General features: G+C 33.4%; 13 protein-coding genes. 2 read left to right on the top strand and 11 right to left on the bottom strand.

Annotation, left to right across the window (positions count from 1 at the left end; translation table 11 throughout):
• Nucleotides 1-600: 600 nt before the first annotated feature.
• The 3 genes from AWN65_RS09940 to AWN65_RS15260 form a co-directional block, all read right to left on the bottom strand.
• Complete coding sequence (locus AWN65_RS09940) at nucleotides 601-1,491, bottom strand: tyrosine-type recombinase/integrase (RefSeq protein ID WP_060383027.1); 891 nt, start codon at nucleotides 1,489-1,491, stop codon at nucleotides 601-603.
• Complete coding sequence (locus tag AWN65_RS09935; protein ID WP_060383026.1) at nucleotides 1,488-2,405, bottom strand: tyrosine-type recombinase/integrase; 918 nt, start codon at nucleotides 2,403-2,405, stop codon at nucleotides 1,488-1,490. Before AWN65_RS09935 ends, AWN65_RS09940 begins: the two co-directional genes overlap by 4 nt.
• 255 nt (nucleotides 2,406-2,660) lie before the next feature.
• Nucleotides 2,661-4,940 carry a CHC2 zinc finger domain-containing protein gene (locus AWN65_RS15260; protein WP_081078429.1) on the bottom strand — a complete coding sequence of 760 codons (2,280 nt, stop codon included), beginning with the start codon at nucleotides 4,938-4,940 and terminating at the stop codon, nucleotides 2,661-2,663.
• Between the two features lie 164 nt (nucleotides 4,941-5,104).
• On the opposite strand from AWN65_RS15260, the gene AWN65_RS09925 reads away from it, so the two are divergent.
• Nucleotides 5,105-5,431, top strand: coding sequence for a helix-turn-helix domain-containing protein (locus AWN65_RS09925; protein WP_060383025.1), 327 nt, complete (start codon nucleotides 5,105-5,107; stop codon nucleotides 5,429-5,431).
• A gap of 38 nt (nucleotides 5,432-5,469) precedes the next feature.
• Here AWN65_RS09925 and AWN65_RS09920 read toward each other — a convergent pair whose 3' ends face one another.
• The 3 genes from AWN65_RS09920 to AWN65_RS09910 form a co-directional block, all read right to left on the bottom strand.
• Nucleotides 5,470-5,796 (bottom strand): DUF1493 family protein, encoded by a 327-nt coding sequence (locus tag AWN65_RS09920; RefSeq protein ID WP_060383024.1) that lies wholly within the window; start codon nucleotides 5,794-5,796, stop codon nucleotides 5,470-5,472.
• A gap of 10 nt (nucleotides 5,797-5,806) precedes the next feature.
• On the bottom strand, nucleotides 5,807-6,778 hold the full coding sequence (locus AWN65_RS09915) for an RHS repeat domain-containing protein (RefSeq protein WP_060383023.1): 972 nt from the start codon (nucleotides 6,776-6,778) through the stop codon (nucleotides 5,807-5,809).
• 505 nt (nucleotides 6,779-7,283) lie between these two features.
• Complete coding sequence (locus tag AWN65_RS09910) at nucleotides 7,284-8,174, bottom strand: RHS repeat-associated core domain-containing protein (RefSeq protein ID WP_060383022.1); 891 nt, start codon at nucleotides 8,172-8,174, stop codon at nucleotides 7,284-7,286.
• A gap of 194 nt (nucleotides 8,175-8,368) precedes the next feature.
• On the opposite strand from AWN65_RS09910, the gene AWN65_RS14920 reads away from it, so the two are divergent.
• Nucleotides 8,369-8,542 (top strand): hypothetical protein, encoded by a 174-nt coding sequence (locus AWN65_RS14920; protein WP_158447602.1) that lies wholly within the window; start codon nucleotides 8,369-8,371, stop codon nucleotides 8,540-8,542.
• A gap of 56 nt (nucleotides 8,543-8,598) precedes the next feature.
• Here AWN65_RS14920 and AWN65_RS09905 read toward each other — a convergent pair whose 3' ends face one another.
• The 5 genes from AWN65_RS09905 to AWN65_RS09885 all read right to left on the bottom strand — a co-directional run bounded on the left by AWN65_RS09905 (nucleotide 8,599) and on the right by AWN65_RS09885 (nucleotide 22,195).
• Nucleotides 8,599-8,847, bottom strand: coding sequence for a hypothetical protein (locus AWN65_RS09905; RefSeq protein ID WP_123907311.1), 249 nt, complete (start codon nucleotides 8,845-8,847; stop codon nucleotides 8,599-8,601).
• Between the two features lie 134 nt (nucleotides 8,848-8,981).
• Nucleotides 8,982-18,689: a SpvB/TcaC N-terminal domain-containing protein gene (locus tag AWN65_RS09900; protein WP_060383020.1), complete on the bottom strand. Its 9,708-nt coding sequence runs from the start codon at nucleotides 18,687-18,689 to the stop codon at nucleotides 8,982-8,984.
• Nucleotides 18,690-18,701: 12 nt separating this feature from the next.
• Nucleotides 18,702-20,615: a T9SS type A sorting domain-containing protein gene (locus tag AWN65_RS09895; protein ID WP_060383019.1), complete on the bottom strand. Its 1,914-nt coding sequence runs from the start codon at nucleotides 20,613-20,615 to the stop codon at nucleotides 18,702-18,704.
• Between the two features lie 140 nt (nucleotides 20,616-20,755).
• The gene (locus tag AWN65_RS09890; RefSeq protein ID WP_060383018.1) at nucleotides 20,756-21,481 is read right to left on the bottom strand and encodes a porin family protein; all 726 of its coding nucleotides are present in this window, start codon (nucleotides 21,479-21,481) and stop codon (nucleotides 20,756-20,758) included.
• 18 nt (nucleotides 21,482-21,499) lie between these two features.
• On the bottom strand, nucleotides 21,500-22,195 hold the full coding sequence (locus tag AWN65_RS09885; RefSeq protein WP_060383017.1) for an outer membrane beta-barrel protein: 696 nt from the start codon (nucleotides 22,193-22,195) through the stop codon (nucleotides 21,500-21,502).
• Between the last annotated feature and the right edge of the window lie 195 nt (nucleotides 22,196-22,390).

Here is a 22,390-nt window from a genome sequence, read left to right as displayed (position 1 = left end):
TTGTTCTTTCGCTCGATTTTTTTGGAAGATTGCCACTTTTTATTTTTCAATTGAAAAAAAGGCTTCTTGGCAATCTTCTAAAAAAATGAGCCAACAACCGTAGGGCGTTAGTCATCGTACTGTTTTTTAAAATTTTTGTGATAAAAAACAAGCAAAGATTTAAGGCTACAAGTTTTCACGAAGTAGGCGTAATTTTGCGAAGTTTTTTGAACAAAGAATTTACAAATAATAAAGCTTTCGTAGTGCGTTGGCAGTAGGGTCGGCAGTGGGTGGGAGCGATGGAGTGGGGCTATTTTACATAATAAGCTTATGGTGCAAGGCGAAGCGAACCCTTTAGGGCTTGACTCATAATGGCTTATTATGTAACATAGCTTTGGGAGTGGTTGAGGGTTGGGTTTCGGCTCTTGTTTTTTGAGCGTGGGAAGTAAGCGGATAAAAAAAGGTTTTTTTGTGTGCGATGGGCTTTGGAAAACAAAAACCCTTTTTTTATTGGCTTACTGTGGGGAAAAACAAGTGCCGATAGCGTTGGGAGAACCACTGGAGCGTTGGGGTGCGTTGGCTGGGTGGGTGCAAATACTTCGTGCGAAGCACACCGCTTTTTTATTTGATTGGATGGTATTGGTTTACTGCTTGTTGTAATTGCTCCAGTTCAGTTTGTTTGTATTGGATTGTTGTACTTGCCCTGCGATGTCCGCTAAAAACTTGTACTATTCTAGTATCGTTTTCTTTTTTTAATAGATTAGCAATTACAGATTGTCGGATTTTCATTGGTTGTATTTGTTCGCTTTTTGGTTTTTGTTCGTTTATCATTTTACTGATTCCGTGTGCATTTATTTTTTCGCCGTATTGTCCAAGTATAAAAGTTTTATTTTCTTGTTTATTGTTGTATTTCAGTAGTTTAATTCTATCGTCATTTAAGTATTTATAAACTAATAATATTTGTTTGGCTTGTAATGGTAAAGTTCTTGATTGTGGACTTTTTGAAGTGATTTCTAGACTTCCTTTGATGTAAATTTCACACTTTTCTAAATTGATGTTTTCAACTTCTAATTCTGCTATTTCTTTGACGGTTAAGGCTTGATAAATGAGTAAACTTATAATTACTTTGTTTCTGTTTTCTAAATATTTTTTCTTTCTGATTTGATAGGTTTCAAAGAATTTTTCTAATGTTTCTGGGCTGTAAAGTGTATCAACTTGTATTTGTCTATCTATTTTATCTTTTAAAAACAATTCACTGCAAGGATGATCCTTTCTTTTTCCGATTTCTAATAAATAATTGAAGTAAATTTTAACTCCATACAACGAGTGTCGTAATGTTTTTGGACTTAAATCGTAATTCTTTCGTAAGTGTTCTATGTAGTTTAAAATATCTTTAAAAGTGGCTAATTTGGCTTTATTTCCGTAGTAATCTGTAAATCGTTTTATTAAAAATAAGTTGCTGTTTAATGTGCTTTTGCTGTATTTCTTTTCCAAATAATTACGTAGTGTCATTTCATATTATTAATTTGATTTTGAGTTATATGTGTATATATTTCTGTACTCTCGATGTGGCTATGTCCTAAAAATTTTTGAACCTGTTCGAGCTTCATTCCGTTTTGTAGTAAGTGTGTTGCGATTGAGTGCCTTAATGAGTGAATTCCGATTTTATTTAATTCTTCAATCTTTAATTTTTTACCAAATTCTGTTTTTAAAATTAGTTTCTTAAAGTGTTTATTTATAGTATCATCACTCATTCTTCTTGCTTTATTATTTATTAAAAACTCATTAGTTTTATGCTTTAAACTTTCTAAATATTCTTGTAATTCTTGGGCTAATTTTTCACTAATTGGGATTAATCTTCTTTTGCTGTTTTTACCTTTTTGTACTATTACTAAATTTTCAATTATTCTAATATCTTCTTTATTTAAATCGCTGATTTCTTGAACTCTTAACCCACAACCATACCCCATATTTAAAATCGTTTTTTCTTGTAAATTCGCTATTTTATAGAGTTCTTGTATTTGATTTTGAGTAAAAATAAATCGTTCTACTTTTTCATTGATTGGAGTAAATTTTAAATGTGATGCCGGACTGCTTTTTATAACTCCTAATTCTAATAAATACCCTAAATATTGTTGAAGATTTCGCATATTATCATAAATAGATTTCTGCTTTAGTTTTTGTTTAGTTCTTTGACTAATTTTTTCTTTTAGATAGTTGTTGTATTCGGCTATTTCTTTTGGTGTAACTTTTTTTATTTCAAATATTTGATACTTTTCCAGCCAACTAAAAAACTCCTTCAGATATAAATATCTCGCTTGTGTGGTTTCGGGGTTTAATCCTAAAATGTCTAAATGTTTTTTGTAGTTTATGGCTTCTGTTTGGTAATATTCTGTGTAGATTTTGTGTTTACTTGGAGCACCCATGCTTATGATGTTTTTAAGGTTTATGATGCTTTTGCTTACTCAATATTTTGAATTTAGGAACGCTAGACTATTTTTTTATTGTTTTCTTATATTTTACAATACTTTACAAGGTTTTCTAGTGTTCCTTTTGCGTTCTTTTAGTGTTCCAACTTACTTTTGCTCTTGTCGTAGCTGTTCAATCTGTAACATTAAAAAGTCTTTTATTTATTCACTTCTTTTTTTATTGTTTTTTTAAAGGAGTTCATGAATAAAAGATTACTTATTTTTAAGGCTTTCGATTTGGTTCATTAAGTAATCTTTTATTTCAGCTCTTAATTTTTGGTAATTATCCCAATAGGAGATTTTATATTTTATGCCTTTGTTTGCAAAACCGCCAACCTGTTTGATGTACTCTAACTCTAAAAGCGTTTGTATATATCTAAATATCTGTGTTTTACTTATTCCTAAATCTTGTCTTATATCTCTTAAAATAAACTCTTGATTTTCGTTTTTAACGTGTTTTTTTAATCGTTCAAAAAATTGTCTTAAACTTCCATCAAGTTCATCAACTTTTAAAATGATACTTTCAAAAAGTACTTCGGTGGCTTGTTCTATGTCTTCGATTTCGGTTATTAATTGGTTGTTGTTGGTTAGTTTTCTTTGGTATTGATTTAAGAAGGTTACTTGTTTGATTACGGCTTGATACATTTCGTTTAACCGTCTTATTTTATGCACTTTCTCTGGTAAATGTAATTGTGTGGCATACGGATTTATAACTTCATAAACCTTTAAATTTCTTACCATACTTTGTATAAATCCTATTGCTTTTTGACTTTCGTTTGGATCTATTTCTCCTGCATTGCGTTTGTTTTGGTATTCGATTATTCTTGCGGTTTGTTCCTTGCTCTCATCAACAGCAATTAAAAAACTTCTACTCATATTGTCCTCGTAGGTTTCGCCTTTTGTTGTTGCCGATAAACTACTAAACTGACCTTTTACTATTTTATGACTGCTTTTATTGTTTCCTTTTTTGTCTTTGATAGTTACAGAACTTCTTAATACTTGATTACTTATAAATTCCCTTAAAGCATATAGTGCATCTTCTTTTAAACCGTCTAAATCTTCAATAATCACCACCTTTTGGAATAAATCAAACTCACCCCAATTGTATAAAGAACTTTCTGTAATTCGTGTAAATCTTAAAACGTCTTCTTGAGGCATAAGGTCTGCAATTCTGCTTATAATATGGGTTTTTCCGCTTCCGCTTGAGCCTTGTACGAGTGCGTGTAATGGACTTTTATTTAAATAACTAATGATGATTAAAAATAATAACATTCTGCTGTTTTCTTCTCCAACTATTCCTGCTTTGCCGATTTCTATATTTAAGTTTTTTAGTAAATGTTTTCGTTTTAAGAAGTCGATTGCGTTTGATGGTTTTTGGCTTTCAGTTTTTGGCTGTTCTGTTGTTTTATCTTCAATTGAAAAAGAAGGATTTAACTGTGTTCTTTTGTCTAAAAGTTCAATAAAAATATCTTCGTTGTGTAGTTGTAGTGTTTCATTGATGTCTTTGTTTATGGGTTCTAACACGCTTATTTTTATTCCTGGTATAAGTTCTAATATTACTTTAGAATAATTCGCTGTCGCCGTGCGACCTGCGGTATCATTGTCAAAAGCAAAGATGATTTCTTCTAATTGTTTGAGTTCTTTTATTGCTTTTAAAATTTCATCATTCAATCCGTTAGTTCCAAAGCAAGCTATAAGCCCCCAACCCCCAAAGGGGGCTTTTTCAAGCGTTGGCAACAAACTTGCACCATCAATAATACTTTCGGTTAAGATTAGTTTTTTAGTATTTACATTGGGATAATTTGGATATAAACCTTGTCTGTTTTTTAAATAAAAATGTTTACTTTCTTTCTCGTTTAATGTGCTTCTAAAGTATAAACTCACTACTTGATCATTTCTGTTTTTTAAAGCAAAAACAATACACCATTTGCCAAAAACGTTGTAAGCTGTTTCTCCTGTTCTGCCTTTGTTTCCTTTGTCAATTAGTAATCCATATTCTAAACATTGATTAATTAAAGTTTTGTCTTTTCTTGCTCCGTGATGGAACTGCCCACCATTGTAACCGACTTCTATTTTTTTATTATCTAAATTTCTATTTTGTAGATATTTTTTGGCTGGTTTACTGTTGCTGATGGCATTTTTAAAATACTGGTACATATTACCCAAAAATTGCTCTCGTGATAAATCTTGCTGATACCTTTCATTTTTGTTGGGTTCTTTATGCCCTAAAATTTCAACCGCTTTGTTAATGGCTTCGTGTTTGGTGCAGTTTTCTTTATGCAGTATAAAATCGATCACATCAATACTTTTGCCGTGTGTTTTGCAATTGGAACTAAAACAGTATGCCGTTTGTGTTTTGTAATACACTTGAAAACTTGGGGTTTTATCTTCGTGAAACGGACAATTTAAACGACTTTGTTTGTCGGTTTTTAAGCCGTAGTAGTGTAATACGTTGGCGATGGTTAATTGCTCTTTGATGTCTTGGATTTCCATTGACTAAAAAATATTTAAAATTATTCTTGACAACTAATTAGGTGCAAAGATACCATTTTAGTTTTATTTTGCAAACTTTTTGAGTTTTGAAGAACTGATTTAGTTTTCATATCTTTGCAATTCAATAGTAAACAAGGTTTTTTAACCCTATAAAGTTTCTTATTATGGATTTTGGAAGTGTAGTTTCTGAACTTAGAAAACAAAAAGGAATATCCCAAACCGACTTAGCTAGTCAATTAGGTATTCATAAAAATGTATTAGGAAGATATGAGAGAAACGAAGTTTATCCCTCTATTGATTTAGCTCGTAAAATTGCTGATATTCTTGATGTGTCTTTAGATTACCTTACTGGAAAAGACGATGTACAAATTGATAAAGATACCAGTAGCCGTATTTTAGAAGTTTCTAAATTTGAAGAAGCTGACCGTAACCATATTTTTTCGGTTATTGATGCCTTTATTGCTAAAAGAAAAATTCAAAGTATTTTATAAAACAAAGAAAAGCCGAGCATCGCTCGGCTTTTATAATATTACGATGGGTCAAACCATTCTTTTCGTTTAGCAACTTCAATTAAATGAGATATTAGTAATTCCTGTCTCTCTGAATATACTTTCTTTTTAAAAAAAGGTTTAAAAAAAACTAATTCTCTCCAACTATAATCAGGATAATTAAAATATTTGTCAATGATAAAGCCTTTATAATTAATTTCAAATTTTTCGAAAAAATTTTCCATTAAATTTTCAGCATCTAAATCAAATATTTTATACTGATCACTTGCAATATTTGAATTCTTTTTTAAAGATTTTATACCAGTATAGGCTATTAAAAAATCTAAAACTTTAGTATCTTTTTCCATATTAATAGATTTAGTTACTTATTAAATAGCCTCCAAATCCGATTCTTCCTGTCCCAATAATTGGAGCATTCCTTCCTAAAAATGTACCCCAAGTGGTACTTCTTCCATATAGAGTTGGTAAAGATTTCACTCCCAAAACATTTATTGATTTAGAACCAATCATTTTTTCGAAATAAACTGAAGATTTTAAAGTATATTTCGAGCCACCTAAAACTGTTCTAACCCCAACAGAAGATTTTAATACTTTAGTGAACCCCATTGCTATTAATTTACCTCCATGATAAATTTCTCCAGCACCTACAAGATTTGTTGTAAAATTTAATGAATCATCATTAATAGCTCCAGTAGCCATTGGAAAACCTTTAACTCCATAGCCTCTAAATCCTCCAAGTTCTCTAAATTCTTCTTGCGATACAGCTCTAAATTGCACAGGTGTAGAATCTATAATGTTACCTTTCTCGTCATACAAATAATCAGTAGTATCTCCACCTTTGTTGTTAACTTGTTTTCCATTTTTATCGTAGCCATTATCATCCCCCAAATGCATCGCGTGATTGAGCCCACTATCATCACTATCCCCATCTGGATTTATTCCAGTAGTTCCTGTTTTGTTTATATTTAGTAACTTTTGTAAATTACTTTCATAACCAGAGCTAATAGGTACGGTTATATCAATTTTTCTTTCATCATTGTTTCTTTCATCTACTGGCTCCATCCCTGTTGGGTCTGTTAGCCTAATCGGATTTCCAAGACAATAGTTATATGGCGAAGCGTGAGGAAACTTCTCCGCTAGTGGGTCAACATTGAGCCAAAGGGAAGTCTTCATATCCAAATACCTCGCCCCATAATAGCTAAGGTTAGTCTCTCTGTCTAGCTCCTTCCCATTAAATAAATAAGGCATAGAAAAACTAGAGCTATGTTCCTCAAAAAGCACCTCTCCAAAAGGGATATACTCTACATGCTGAGATAACTGACCATCCATAGTGCTAATATACGAAGTACTTCCTAAATGATCGCTATGGTAATAAAAAATATCTTTTTCAAATAAGCCGTTGCCTACAAAACCATCGCCTGCGGTTACATCCGCGGGTTTTATAGGATCGCCAAACTGTATGGGTGGTCCTAGTATAAAAACACCTCTCGAAATGGAAATATATTTAAGAAATTTAAACCAAAATGTGGCTTAAGATTTTCGTACCAAATTTTGTTGCTATTCCATTTTTATTAAAGCTACTAAATTGAATAGTTTGTAATAACAACAAAGCCCTCATTTGAGGGCTTTGTTGTTTATAGACTTTGACTTAAAAATACAGTAGATTCCAAATATTATATTTAAGAAGACCCCTAAATAAATTATAAAATACTGTTCTTTTGAAAGACACGGGGGACAATCATTTTTATCCAAGCAAGGTTCGCACAAAGGTTGATAATACCAATACAATAGCAATAAAAATAAATCAATCACTAATAACCTAAAAAAACAATTCCTAATTATTTTCTTTATTTGGTCTGTTAACATCGATTTCATATCTAAATTCTTTACCTGCGTTATTTTTATCTTGTGACCAATTTTCGTATGCTTTCATTGCATCCTGAAGAATTCCATCCACATTTCTCTGCTCCACTTTTCCATTTTTAGAGTCTCCCATTATGTTATTCCCCCAGCCTTTATCTGGTCCATTACCATCAGTATATCTATCATCTAATCCTAATAAATGCCCTACCTCATGAGGTGCTGGATCATCTTGCGCTAAAGTATTGCCATTTCTGCCTTGACTTCTCCATTCTCCTTCATCTCCGCCAGTGACATAAGATCGAGCGACTCCAGCTCCTACTTCAATAAAATTATCGCGATTGTTCGGATTCCAACTTTCAGGTATTATTGCTGGATCATTTTGTGCTTTTCCTTCGTACAATCCAACATTTACTTTAACATTTACTTTAAAAGACTGTTTTCCATCAGAGGTCTTTGCACTATATGTTCCTCCCCATCTTGAGTTTATATCTTTTTGGTATTGTGCCGCTACCGCTTTTGTAGCACCCGCACCATACAATTGTATATTTGATGATATGGTTATTTGTCCTCCTTTTATAACTATGATCCCATCCCTTCCATCAGGATCCATATAAATTATGGGGTTTGCATTGCAAAACAGATATGGACTTTGATTAGGATGCTTCTCGGCTAGTGGGTCAATATTGAGCCAAAGGGAAGTCTTCATATCCAAATACCTCGCCCCATAATAGCTAAGGTTAGTCTCTCTGTCTAGCTCCTTCCCATTAAATAAATAAGGCATAGAAAAACTAGAGCTATGTTCCTCAAAAAGCACCTCTCCAAAAGGGATATACTCTACATGCTGAGATAACTGACCATTCATAGTGCTAATATACGAAGTACTTCCTAAATGATCGCTATGGTAATAAAAAATATCTTTTTCAAATAAGCCGTTGCCTACAAAACCATCGCCTGCGGTTACATCTGCGGGTTTTATAGGATCGCCAAACTGTATGGGTGGTCCTGGTATAAAAATACCTCTCGAAATGGAAATATATTTAAGAAATTTAAACCAAAATGTGGCTTAAGATTTTCGTACCAAATTTTGTTGCTATTCCACTTAAAGATGCCGAGCTTATAAAAGAATTTCAAAAGATTGAAGAACTACCACAAGAAGAAAAAAATACTATCCTTAAAGTGATTTCTGCTTACATACGAGATTTTAAAACTAAACAATCTTATACTTTGTAAAAATAACAAACCCCGAGTGTTGGCTCGGGGTTTGTTTAAGTATAATTATAATTTTATCAATCTACTTTTTCATAAAATTGATTTAAATCTTTAAATAAATTAATTTTAAGGTTGCCTAAAAAAAATTCTCTCTCAAGAGAAGTGTCAAAACTATCCTCTTCTATACCTTGTCCATAGTTTAATACAATCTTTGTGCCTGTAATTGTATAGTAGATTTTATATTTCCCTTTCCCATAATATGAGCTACTAAAATTGTTATTATCTAATAGTTTTAACGTATCTGCTTCATATGGTATATTACTCAAAAAATGCTTCTGTTGGTAATTTCGATTTACATATGTTCCTTTTATTGTATTGATAACATAAAAATTACTATATAAGAATAAAGACAATAGAAATATTATAAAAAATATAATTAACCTTTTTTTTTGCATTTAAATTATTTTTTTGTAGTTAAAAATAAATAAGTTTGAAAAGTATTTGTTTCTCTGTTATTCAAATCAAAACTTTTAGTTCTAAAATTATATTCTAAACTTCCTCTTGGATAGTTATCTACTGGTAAATGATAATAAAAAGATGTTCTTGATTTAGAATCTTGAATAAGATTTAAGACTGTATCTCCTAACTTATAAAAACTTGCATTATAACTTCCCATCATTTGAACTTGCATATTGTTATATGTCCAATAATTATCCCATCCATAATAGAAGTTAGCTTCATAAGCACCTTTGCTTTTTCCTGAATCTAAAAATTTATCTTCTAAATCTCTATATAAATAATTGTCGTGAATAGCTTTATTGGCAGGATGTGACCCCTCAAAAATACTTTTTTCAGGACCATATCCTTCACTCCATTCATTATATATATCATTCCAATCAGTATTCCTATCTCTAATTTCACTATTTGCTAATAGTTCCTTACCATTTTTGATTGTATTCCAATTCCCTTTACGATCAGTCACATAAGTAATTTGATTTCCTGTTTTGTCTTTTTGATCAGAATGATAAAAATCTACTCCGATGCTGTCTCCAACATTAGATGTTTTTTGCCAATTACCATCTTTATCTTTTTCAAATTCTCCATCCAGCATTCCTGTTGGGTCAGTTCTACTAACTGGATTATTTGAACAAAAATGGTACGGTGTCTTGTTTGGTTGAAGTTCCGCTAGCGGGTCAACATTGAGCCAAAGGGAAGTCTTCATATCCAAATATCTCGCTCCGTAATAAGTGAGATTGGTCTCTCTATCCAATTCCTTTCCATTAAATAAATACGGCATAGAAATAGAGGAGGAGTGTTCTTCAAAAAGGACTTCTCCAAAAGGGATATACTCTACATGCTGAGACAACTGGCCATTCATAGAGCTAATATACGAAGTACTCCCTAAATGATCACTATGGTAATAAAAAATATCTTTTTCAAACAAGCCGTTGCCTACAAAACCATCGCCTGCGGTTACATCTGCGGGTTTTATAGGATCGCCAAACTGTATGGGTGGTCCTGGTACATTGCCTGGGGGATTAAACACGGGTTGTCTAGGCCAGCCCTCGGGTGTTTCTTGGTTTTGGTTAGCGTTTTGCTTGGGCGGGCTTGGGTAAGGCTTTCCTGTAGCGGCTGGACTGGCGTATAGTCCTTGCTGTGTGGGTGGTCCTGGAGGGAGTCCTAGGTTGCGTACATAGTCGTCTAACCACTGTTGTTGTTCTGTGCTTAATTGGGCATAGTTTATTCCGCCTGCTGTAATTTTGGTAGGTTGGGCAAAGGTTCCTTGTCCTATTTTGGAGGTTATACGCCCTGCGCCTTCGAAATAATGTTTGGTAAATTTGCCTTTACTTATTACAAAATAGGGGCTTACGTAACCTGTATAATTGTCAAAATGGTTTATGCTGGCGGCTTGTGCGCCGTTTATGCTTACGTTTTGGGTGTCGCCACTGCTTTTTAGTACCCGCTCGCCTGTGTGGTCGTAGGTGTATAGGTGCATACGCCCGTTGTCGTTTATGCCCATTAGGTGGTTTTCTTCGTCCCATGTCATTTTTCTAAAATTGTTAAATTCTAGGTATTGGGTAGGGTTGCCGTTGCCGTCGTATTCGTAGTTACGAGGTTCGGGTTTGCCGTCTTCGGTTATTACACTTGGGGCATTGGGGTGCTGGGTGTTGTTGTACTGGTAGTCTAGTTTGTAGCCTTTTTGGGTACCGTTTACCTGGTGTTGTAGCTCTTTGCTTACTATATTGTGCATATTGTTGTAGCGCATGGCTAGGGTGTAGGTGGCATGGTTGTTCTGGCCGTTGTAGCTGCCTGTGGCGTTTTTTAGTCGGTACAAATCGTCGTACTGGTAGCTTTGCTGGCTACTACCGCCTAGGCTATTGGCTACTACAGGCACGGTGTTTTTTATGCCTAGTACATTGCCTACAAGGTCGTAGGTGTAGGTGTTGTTTATAATGGCACGGTTACCACTGTTTACGTTTAGTTGTTGCAAACGACGTAAGGTGGGGTCGTAGGTGTAATGGGTTTGGGTATCGTTGCCGTATTTTAGGTACTTGCGTTGTTCAAACTCGTCGTAGGCTAGTTGCTTAATATAGAGGTAGGTTTGGTTTTCTTTGGTGCCTTGCATTGTTTGTAAATTTCCTGCACGGTTGTAGGTGTAGGTAAGCACCTCGCCATCAGGATATATCATTTTTTGCAAACGGTTCCAGGTGTCGTACTCGTATTGGGTAATGTAGGTTTGGTTATCGGTAGGGGTTATGCGTAGGGTTTTTATTTCTTTTTCAACCTCGCCTAGTTTACCATAAAAATACTCGGTACCTCCACTGGCATCGGTTACTAGCCACATACGTCCACGGCGTGGGGCATTTTCGGTAGCACTACCATAATAATAGCTTATATTGTTTTGTGGGTATCTAGGGTATTTTATGTGTTCTAATCGGTTGTAATCATATTCATATAGGATACCGCCATCGGGCATGGTTTGCTCTATTTGGCTAGTTACTCTTTTGGTCATATTGCCTGCTAGGTCGTAGGTAATGGTGGTAGTACCAGCATCGGGGTGTATGTACTGGGTGCGTCGGCCTAGCCAGTCGTAAGTGCTTAGGGTAGTTTGTCCCATAGTGTTTATAACAGCGGCAGTTTCGCCAAGGGCGTTGTAGCTAAACTGGGTAAGTAGCTCGTTGCCACCGTCATATTGTATAGTGGCTATATTTTTGCCAGTGGCATCGGTATAGGTTTTTGCCACCTTACCGTGTGGGTCTGTTTGTGTGGTTTGTAAAGCATTTATGCCTTTAAAATTTTCTATGGCAAAAGTGGTGGTGGTGGTACTACCATCGGGCAGGGTTGTTTTTGTGGCTCTGCCTAGGGCATCGTACTGGGTTTTAGTAGGGTTTACGGTGCTTGCTAGGGTACTAAAACTGTTGTTTAGGGTAGTGGTAAAGGTTGGGTAAAAACTCTCTACCGCTCTACCAAAAGCATCGTACACCACCTTGCCCGATATAATATGACCTTCTTGGTCTGGGGCATCTATACCGCCAAAAAGCGAGGCTGTTTTTTTGACCTGTAAGGTACGCCCAAGCCCATCTATATAGGTATAGGTTTCTATGTCTTTGTTTAGTTCAGGGTCGTAATTTCGGGTTTTGGCATAGGGTACTTCTGCGGTAGGGTAATACTCGTAGGCAATGGTGTAGGGTTTGCCACTGGCTATTTCGTAAGGGCCTTGTATGGTGCTGGTACGTCCTTTGTCGTCTAGGGTGTATAGGGTACTTTGTTCGTTACGATCGGTGGTTTTTATAGGGGTGTTAAAACGGTAGTCGTATTCCGTTTTGTTTGCATACCCAAAATGGTCTTGTATTTGGGTGATGTGGCTGTAGACTTGATCGTCGTAGGTATAGGTAATTTGAGCTCGTTGGTTTTTGTAATTAGGGGCGCCTGTAATTTTTATAATATTGCCATAGGTGTCATATACAATATCGGTTATGGCTACCTTGTCGTTACTAGCATACATTTTAAATTGTGTAACCTCGGCTGTTGCGGGGTTTATTTGGGTAGCTCGTTTTCGTTTTAGTCCATCAATGGTAAATACTTCTATTTGTTTAGGGATGCCATCGTAATAAGGGGATAGGCTGTTGTGGTAGCTTATTTTGGCGGTTACTTTATCTTGTGGTGTGCCGTTGCCTAAATCTGTATATTCTACAATATTACCTTGTGGATCATATTTATTATAGGTGTTTTTGTCTAAAAAGGCGGTGCCTGCTTCGTAGTGTTTTTCTTGGGTATGTATAGGTGCGATAAACACTGATAACAAATCGGCGGCAGGGTTGCTTAACAAGCCCTCGGTAATAGGGGTTTGGTTTTGAGCATTGGTTATACTATAGGTGGTGCTGGTTTCTTGTAGTTTTTTATTGTCTTTATCTAATAATAAAGTGCTTTTTAAGAGGTTTTTACGATAAAAATCGGTATTGTAAAACTCTTGTATTTGGGTGTTATATACGGTATTGTTGGTAGCATTTATTTGTTGTGTAGTAATTTTGGCATAGCCATAAAAATCACGTTCACGGCGGTCGTAATAAGGGTTTTCATAGGTAAAACGGCTAATAAGGTTGTCTACACCATCGCCTGTGTGGCCGTCAAAAAGGTTTACTTCTTTGAGTACCCATTTTGCTCCGTTCGCTTCGTAAGAGCTTGGTTTAAATTCGTAATCAACGGTAAAGCTATTGCCCATAGCGTTAGTTACGCTTTTTAGTTTGTTGGTACGTTTTATGTTAGAAAGACGTACGGTAAGGTTGTCTTCGTTTTCGGATTTTATGTAGTCTAAATTACCATCGCCATTAATATCGTTAAAAGTAGATTCGATTTTGCTTACTGAATTACCGGTGCTAGCCCCTGCTTGTATAGCAATCCGAATAGGAATAGGGGTTAAACTAAAATCGAAAGCATAACTAGCATTCATACCATAACTAGTTGATTTGTTTTTACTCATACTAGCGTATTTTGGGTATTGTAATGGGTTAGTATCAAAACCGTTTCCTAGGTTTAGGAAAATGAGGATGTTGTTTTGTGTGTAAATTATTTTATCGGGTAATCCATCGGCATTAATATCAAGAAAGGATTTAGATTGTTCATTAGAAGAGCCATTATAAGAAAATCCTCCAGATATAGAGCCTGATGCGAAACTAAAGCCTAATCCTGCTCCAAAATCGGATGAATTTCCTTCGTTTATTCCTTTGTTTAGGTTTTTCCAATTGTAATCGGGAAGAAATCGGTATCCTGTATTAAGTAAAACAATTCCGTTATCGTTAATTTGATCTGTTAGTCCATCACCATTGATGTCTGTATGTATTTTTTGGGAGTAATCATTTCCTGTGCCTATATTTCCGCTTATACTGGTGTATTTTCCTGCTTTTTGGGCATCGGAATTTGATTTTTTATCATTAGAACTTTTTTGCACAGTTGTTTTTGCATTAGTTTTTGTATCAGATGAATTGGCACTCCCATGACTGTATTTTCCATTGACACTTCCTCCTTTGCTTCCTATAATGGATACGCTAAAATTGCCAATATTATTTTGTAGGTTAGACAAACCTCCTCTAGGGGTTGTAAATTGTACGTTGCCATTGCGTACAAAATCGGGGTAACGATCTCCATTAAAATCGGTCATAGTTTCTATAACGATAGACTTGCCTTCTGAATAGTTGGCACCTGCCCCGGAAGAACTAGCGGATAAGCCGGCAGCATAGGCGTTACTTGTGGATTCTGATATGGTAAATAAGGCTCGACTGCCGCCTCCTTGAACAGTAGGTAAGGAAGTGTCTAAGAATTTTTGTAGATCATCTTCGCCTAGACGTGCTGAACTAATATATTCTTCTTTGATAAAAATAGCATCTTCTGCGCCTAACCATTTGTTTGAAGCGTAATTTCCTCGGGCTTGGATAAAGTATTCTTTGGAGGCTTCAAATTGTCCATGAGTTGCTGGGGTAACAGATGTGTTTCCGCTGATGTCTGGCATATTTTTTGGGTCAATATCGTAGGGTTTTTTATCTGATATTATAAGGTTTTTGTCAATGGTATTGGCTGCTAGATTTCCGTTAATTAAAAATACGCCCCAATTTCTATTTCTGATTTTTAATTTTTTTTCGACATCATCAAAATTGCCGTAGTAGCTGTTTTCTGAGCTGAAATAATTATATTCTACTAATGTTTTTTTGTTTTTTATTATGACAGAATCTTTTATAACGAGGAATGCGCTAGAATGATTTTGTTGAAAGAGGGTTGAAGTATTTTTGTTATTGAAGTAGTATTCTATTTTAATAGGTTTGTTAGCTACAATACTGTCGTAAGGATATGATAGATCAATTGCTTTTGGTGTGTAAGCTAGGTATCCATCTGTTAATTTGTATCTAATTCTAGCTACTAGTTTTTCTTCTTGTTTGGCTGTTATTAGTATGTCGCTATCAAAACTTTGATTAGGTCTAACTTTATTAAATTGAATTACTCCGCTGTAATTATGAAAGGTTGCTTTTCCTTTGGAACTAGGTATAATGTGGTTGAGGATGTATTTGTCATCTACTCGATTATAAATTGTATGTGTAACTTCTAGGGGTTTTGTTTCTTGGTTGTCGGAGTGGTCTTTGTATATAATGGAAGGGTTACATATCAAATTTTTCCAATCTATATTTGTTTCGGATTCTATGATTACTCTGAATCCGTCGCCTTTTAGGGCATTTATAAGAGGAATGGTGTTAAAATTGAATGTAATGTTTTCTGATGCTAAAAATTGTTTTGAAAAGACAACTGTTTCGCCAAGACTGAATCTATTGGAAATAATTTTTAAAAGGATGTGATCGGAAGTTGTTTTTTTAGAAAAAATACCATCAAATCGTATTGGAGAATCTTTTGGGGCCATAATAAGTGTTTGTGAACTTACTAAAAAATCTTTTTTAGGATTGTAAGTTTTTAAACTAAAGCCATTAGGGTCCGTATGACTAGGGTCTATGTCTTGATAGTTGATGGTAGGTTCCCAAAGGATGTTATCAAAATTACCATCTTTTATAGAACTAACTCTAAAATAGAGGTGTTCTCCTTTAGTAACAAAAAGATTGTCTTGTTTTTGTTTTGATAGATAGTTTGTTGCTCCAATAGTTTCAGACCAGATTAAATTATTGTTTTGTTGAAAATATAACGTTACACCATCGGCTTTATCTGTGCCATCATTGTTTTTATAATTTTGTCTATCAGTGGAGGTGTCTTCTAGTAATTTATAGATATGCGAAATTTGTATAAATCCAGTAGCTGGAGCTTGCCATAGGCGTACGATGTCGTGCAATGGGTTCTTTTTTATTATTTCGGCTTCGGAGTTTTGTGTATTGCCTGTTAGTAATAACTCGCCTTCATTAACTATGGGGGAAGGGGTTCCTGTACTGTTTGGGGTAAAAGTAGGGATGCCATTTACTAAACGGTTGTAATAAACGGTTCCGCCATCGGCAAAATCAGTGAGTCCATCGCCATTAAAATCCATAAAATAACTGGTGGTGGTGCTTTTTGATATTTGTCGATCATATCCTAAATTACCACCCAATTGTCCAAAGCCTAAAATTAGATCGACGCCGTAATTATAGGAATAGTTTCTAGAGAATCCAACATTCCCAATATTAATAACGTGGTATGTGTCTGAAAATTGGTTTATACCTGTTGCCCCAAGGTTTTTTCTGAAATAGACTTTATCTCCTTTGGTGAAAATTTTGTCAGGTAAGTTATCTCCGTCTAAATCTTCTAAGGCAACATAGGTAGAGGTATTGCTCCAGTTGTTTCCTCCTTGTCCGCCTAAAGTATTTTGATTTAAGACTCCAATTCCTGGAATTCCAATTCCTAATCTATAATTAAAACCTCCAGAAATAGAGCGGGAACTTCCTGTAAGAGTGTGAGTTCCTTTAAATTCTTTAAAAGCGGCAAAAGCAGGTGTAATACCATCATTAGGTACGCTCCAGGTTTGTTCTTCGCCAAAAGGGGTGTAGTTGCCACTAGCATCTCGTACATCGTCATAATAATCGAGGGAGTTTTTGTAAAACAGATTTCCTTTTGTATCATATACTTCTATATCTTTTAGCAATGTTTTTTTAAATGCACCTTGTTTATAGGTAAGTCCATAGCTACGAACCATTTGGTCTTTAAATTTGACTTCTATTTTTCGCAATAGTTTATTAGAGGTTTGCTGAAAACCTAATCTTGCTGCTATTTGTACGTCTTCTCTAGTGGGTTCTCCTAAATCTGTATCTTTAATAAAGTGTATGCTGTATGCTCCTTTTTGGTCATTTTTTCCAGTATAATATATATTTTTGATATATAATTCGCCTTCGGATTTTTCGTATTGATAGGCTATCGTATTTCCTTTTAAGTCAATTTGTAAAGTAATTGCCCAATGGCCTATATTGCCATTGGTATCTTGTAAAATAGCGGTGTTATCTATGCCAGCGGGTGTACCGCCATAGTAGGTTGTTGTACCGCTCTTGTCTGTTACTATCCAATAATAGTTGGTAGGGTTATTTCCTTTACGGGTTATTTTTTGGAAAGCACCTTCTTTTCTAGGATAAAACTGTTTATTGTTTTGTCTGTCTGTCCAAGCTTCTCTATGAGCGTTCGGCAAGAGTGCCTCACCCGCTAGGGTATAACTTTCGGTTTCTTTGCTCGCATCGTATCTTGGTGCTCCCCAACGGGTTTCTATGTCTACACTGGGTAGGTTTATTGCCCATCCTAGTCCGGTCCAGCTATGTCCGGCTTCGCTACTGTACTGTAGGGCTAGTGAAGGTTGCATGCCTGCTCTGCCTTTTGGAATTTCGATAGGGAAATTTGTGCTAGTACTTCCGTTTGGATTTGCAGTAGGTGGGGTAATAGGGGTTATGCCTACGGCTGGAGAGGCTGCTTTTAAATCTTTGATACTTGTAGGGGTATAGCCAGAGGTTTCGGGTGATTCGGGTAGTTTTATAATTCCTGCTATAAAATCGGTAAAATGGGTGGTTTTTCCTGTTATTTTAGATTCATGGGCTAGTAATGTGTCTTTAGGAATTTCTTTCCATAGTCTTTTCTTTTCATCAAAAAAGAAAAGATTTATATCTTTTTCTGTGTATCCTTCTGGAATTAATTTTTTGTCGTAAGGAATTGTAAGTTTTCCAGGTTTTTTGAATTGTATTCCGTGGGGTAATAATCTGTAAGCAAAAGAATTTTGAGTTACATTGACCATTGAAGGGTTTAACGGTGCAATATCTTTTGCATGGAGGGCTTCTATGGAAAATAATGTGTTTTTTTTGATTATATCTTTTTCTAGCTGAAAACTAGCATTTGAATTGTTTATAATCCCACCATTAATACCTATTGTGTGCTCTTTTTTTATGTTTTTATTGTATAAAGGGATGTAATAATCTACAGGGATAAAGTTATTTATAGATATAGGAATTATAGTGTTTGTGTTGTTTTCTTTTTTTATACAGGTTATTTCTTTTTGATTGGTATAGTCTATTTCGGTTTCAAAATGTTGATTAATGGTATTTATTTTTTTGTCATTTATATACAATGTTGTGTTTTTTTCGGGTTGAAATCCGGCAATGTAGAGTTTGTTTCCAAAACGAAATAATTCAAATTTTTGAAGGGTATTTTCGTTTTTGTAGAAGTTTAGTGTAACGTTTTTTATTTTATATTGGTTGTTTTTTATTTCTGGAGCATTAAAAAAAAGTATATTATTCCCTTTTTTTATTACACTATTGCTTATTTGCTCTTTTTGATGTAACCATTGGTTGTTTTTTGAAATAAAGTTTCCACCAGTACTTTGGGCATTATTGATGCTTTTAATAATAGATGTTCCATTTTTATAACCATATAAATCGTATTCTAAGAATACTGTTTGATCATTAGTAGGTAATTGGTTTATTTGAATATGAAATAAATTATCAAAGGCATCATCTATAATTTGACTTGAATTAAGACCTATAACTCCTTCTTTGATATCGGCTTTATGTATTAATACCTTAGATGAGATGGTATTTGAAAATGTTTTTTTATTTGCTATTAAGTTAACTTTTGCAGGTTTATTTATTATTGTTTTCTTTATGTGATTATAATTTGCAGCGAAAACTATGCCAGCAATTAATAGAAAAAATAAGTATATTTTCTTGCTCATTCTAGTAATAGTTTATTTTATTATTATTTTTATTGATTTTTCTTCTTCTGATGTACTTATTTTTGCTATATAAACGCCACTTGTAGGAATATGACCGTTATATATATATTGGGTTTTTCCAGACCATTTTTCTGTTGTTATTAGAGCTCCAGCTGAGTTGTATATATATAGTGTTGCGTTTGTAATAGTGTTGAAATTTCCAAAAATTTTAAAATGTCCATCTTCACTAGGATTGGGTAATGCTATTATTTGATTGTTTTTACTATTGTTTTTCTCCTCTACTCGAAAGTTAGTAACTGTTTCACAGTCATTTTCATGTTTTGTAATTAATTGATAATCGCCTGGATTTGTTAGCATTATGGTGTTGTCATTAGTAATCAATTCTTTATTTAAAAACCATTGAAATTGATAGTTTCCTTCTGGTAAATAACCGTTTGCATTTATGACTATTGGAGTGTCATTTAGGGTAAATGTTTCTTGTAGTTTAGGACTTGTTATATCTTGATCTGAAATAAATATTTTTTGTTCATAAATGGTTCCACTAGCATCAACAACTATATAATTATATTTTCCAGAATGTACTGCGATGTTTGAAGTATTGTTGTCATGAATCCATTTTTTAACAACATTTTTAGTATCATGGTTAATTAAAGTTATAGTATAAGGAGCTTTACCTCCAATAATTGTATATTTTAAAAACCCATCAGATATTCCGCATTTAGGTTGAGTAATTTTTACTCTAGCAAACATATCTGGTGCCATTTGAAATGTATAAACGATTTTTTTGTTTTTTTTACCATCCCAATTATAATTATTTAGGGTTGTAGTTCCGTCTGAGGTTTCTTCTAATTTTTTATATATTATTTCGTCAGAATCCCATTTTGCTTTTCCTGTTGGATCTATTACTAACCAGGGTTTTGTATCGGGTTGTTTTAAGTCTGTTATTTTTTTTAAATTAAATTGCCACTTTATCTTATGACTATCAATAGTAGAATCAATACACATAAGCCATTTTCTTTCTAGTAATTTAGGTAATCCTTCTTCTTGTTTAAATTTTAATGGTTTGGCATTATCACTCCAAAACAAAAAGCTATTATCAGGAACACTTTCTTTAATAGAACTTAAATCTATAGTTGTTAACTCATCTTCAATATTACGACTTTTACTTTGGTAGAGTTGTGATGTTTCATCTTTACCTATAGCGGTTACATGATTTAAATAGTGTTTGTTTTCAAGAGCGTTCCAAATGATTTTTCCTTTGCTATCCGTGTAATTTTGTAGTTCTTTTTGAGATAAAGAAATACCATATTTTATAGCTAAATAACTTGCTATTTTATTGGTTTCTTTGTTGTTAAGGAATCTATCATACATGATAATTTCACTAATATATCCTTTCAAAAAACGGGCGGGTATTGATAAGTTATGTTTTATTTTACCTATAGAGATTTGGTATTTATTATTATCGCTTAGGTTTGATTTTGTATGTTGATAAAAATGAATAGCTGAAGAATATTCTGACTTGTTTTTTAATGAATTGTATTTGAAATTAGAAAGATTGGCCAGTCTTTCTGTGGTTGTTAAAGTAATGTTTTTTGATTGATCAGAGATGTTCCATAATACTTGTTCGGTCAAACTGTCCTTTACTTTATAAACTAAAAAAATAGTTTGATAATTTATTTTTGGTATGTTAAAGGTTAGTGTATCTTGGCTTGCATCAAAAAATATGCTGGGATGATTATTTATTAGAACTCCTTCAGTCTTTTTTAATAATATAGTGTTAGGGACTAATTGATTTTTTAAAATAAACTGATTTTTATTTTTATCTGCTGTTATCCAAATATAAGGATTTTTTACTTGTGCTGGACATTTTTGAGCAAAGCATTTTATAGATATTATAAGGATAAAAAAGGGTATATATAGTTTCATGCGTGTAGTTTATTTGTTGTTTATAATACATAATAAATACCTTTACCTCAATGCTGTATAGGATTGCCTATTTTTTGTTTTTTATATTATTAGAATGTTAAATAATGATTTTAATAATTTTATGAGAAGAGACAATAGAACTAGAAATTGTTTGAATCATCAAAATCAAATTTGTATCCTATGTGTAATGAAAAAGCGTTGGTTTTATTATTATTATCTATAAATCGGTGCCCATTTTCTTTAGTTTCTAGAGCATCCGTTAAACCTAAATGATAACGAAAACCAAGAACTAATTTGTTTTGAAATTCATAACCAATGCCAAAAATACCTTGAAAATAGTCGGCTCCTTCAAGAGATTCTTTTAATGTTTTTTGTACAATAGGATCTGGAGTAAAGGAGACTCCGTACTTTTGTTCCATTTCAGCTCCATTAGAAGTGTAACTAATATTATTTCTGTTAAGATTTAGAGCAACATTAGGACCTATGCCTAAATACAACCCTTCATGAATGTAATATTTGAATAAGAATCCTAAATTTAAATTGTGATAGTCAAATTTTATTTGATAATTTAATCCTTTGTTGTCGTTGTAATTAAAATCAGTAGCTTGGCGACTGTAAAATATTTCAGGTTGAAAACTTATGTTTGCTCGAGGGTATTTCCAATTTAAGAAAACACCAGCTAGAGCCCCAAATTTATCTTTTTCAGTCGTGGAAAAATTGGTGTAAATGTTAGGAGGAATTATTGTGTTTTGTATATTATTCATTTTTGAATATACAGCACCTGCGTAAAAGCCGTAACTAATTTCTTTTCCAATTTGACTATGAGTAACTATTGTAAAAAATAAAAGAAATACAATTTTTTTCATGTTGTTGATTTTTTTATGTTACCAATTATGTAAACTATAACCTATAGAAAGACCTATAACAGAACTTCTATTGTAATTTTCTATAAATTGAAATGATGCCGTTTTGTTTTTTATAACATCACCTAGTCCTAAATAATATCTACCTTCAATATGTAAATCATACGGTAATTCATATCCTAGAGAAAAAGACAAGCTAAAGTCATCACTACCTACTAATGCGTCTCTATAAAATTGTCGTTTCGTAGTATCATACCTTCCATCGTATTCATTAGAAGTGTAATTTATATTGCTAGGATTTATGTTTTTAGAATAAAAAACCCCTGTTCCTACATTAAAACCTTTGTAAGGATATACTTTGTAAATAGCCCCAATGGTTATAAAAGAATAATCAAAACTTAAAGTATAATTTTTTCCCAAAGTATTGTTGAATATTAATTTATCTCCTGAATTTCTGTAAAGAATTTCACCTTGTAAGGCTACTCTTGTATTAGGTAATTTAGCATTCACAAAGAAACCACCTTCTACTCCGTAACTTCCTTTAGAATCTAGACTAAAATGAGTTAAAGAATTGTCTCTGCCTACAATCATTTCGGGGAGATTACTAAAAGATGAATGTACTGCACCTATTTTTAATCCGTATGTAAAAGATTCAGTGTGCTGTGAATAAAATTTATTAAAAGAAAGAAAGATTGTGAGAAATATGATTTTTTTCATTGTTTTAAAAAAAATAAGAAAATTCTATAAAAATATAGCTTTGTCTGGTTTATTTATTAAATAATTGTTTTGTCTGTTTTAAAAAATAAAATATTAAAATAATCCTTATCTAATTATTGTGTATTTCGTCCTGAAAAAGTTTGTTTATGTTGATAATTGAAATAAAAGGATTTGTTAAAAGTTTGTAAATTTATT

It is taken from the genome of Flavobacterium covae (genome assembly GCF_001534645.1).
In the GTDB taxonomy this organism is placed as follows: domain Bacteria; phylum Bacteroidota; class Bacteroidia; order Flavobacteriales; family Flavobacteriaceae; genus Flavobacterium; species Flavobacterium covae.
Note: the sequence above shows the minus strand (reverse complement) of the source record. Positions and strands in the feature narration are given on the sequence as shown.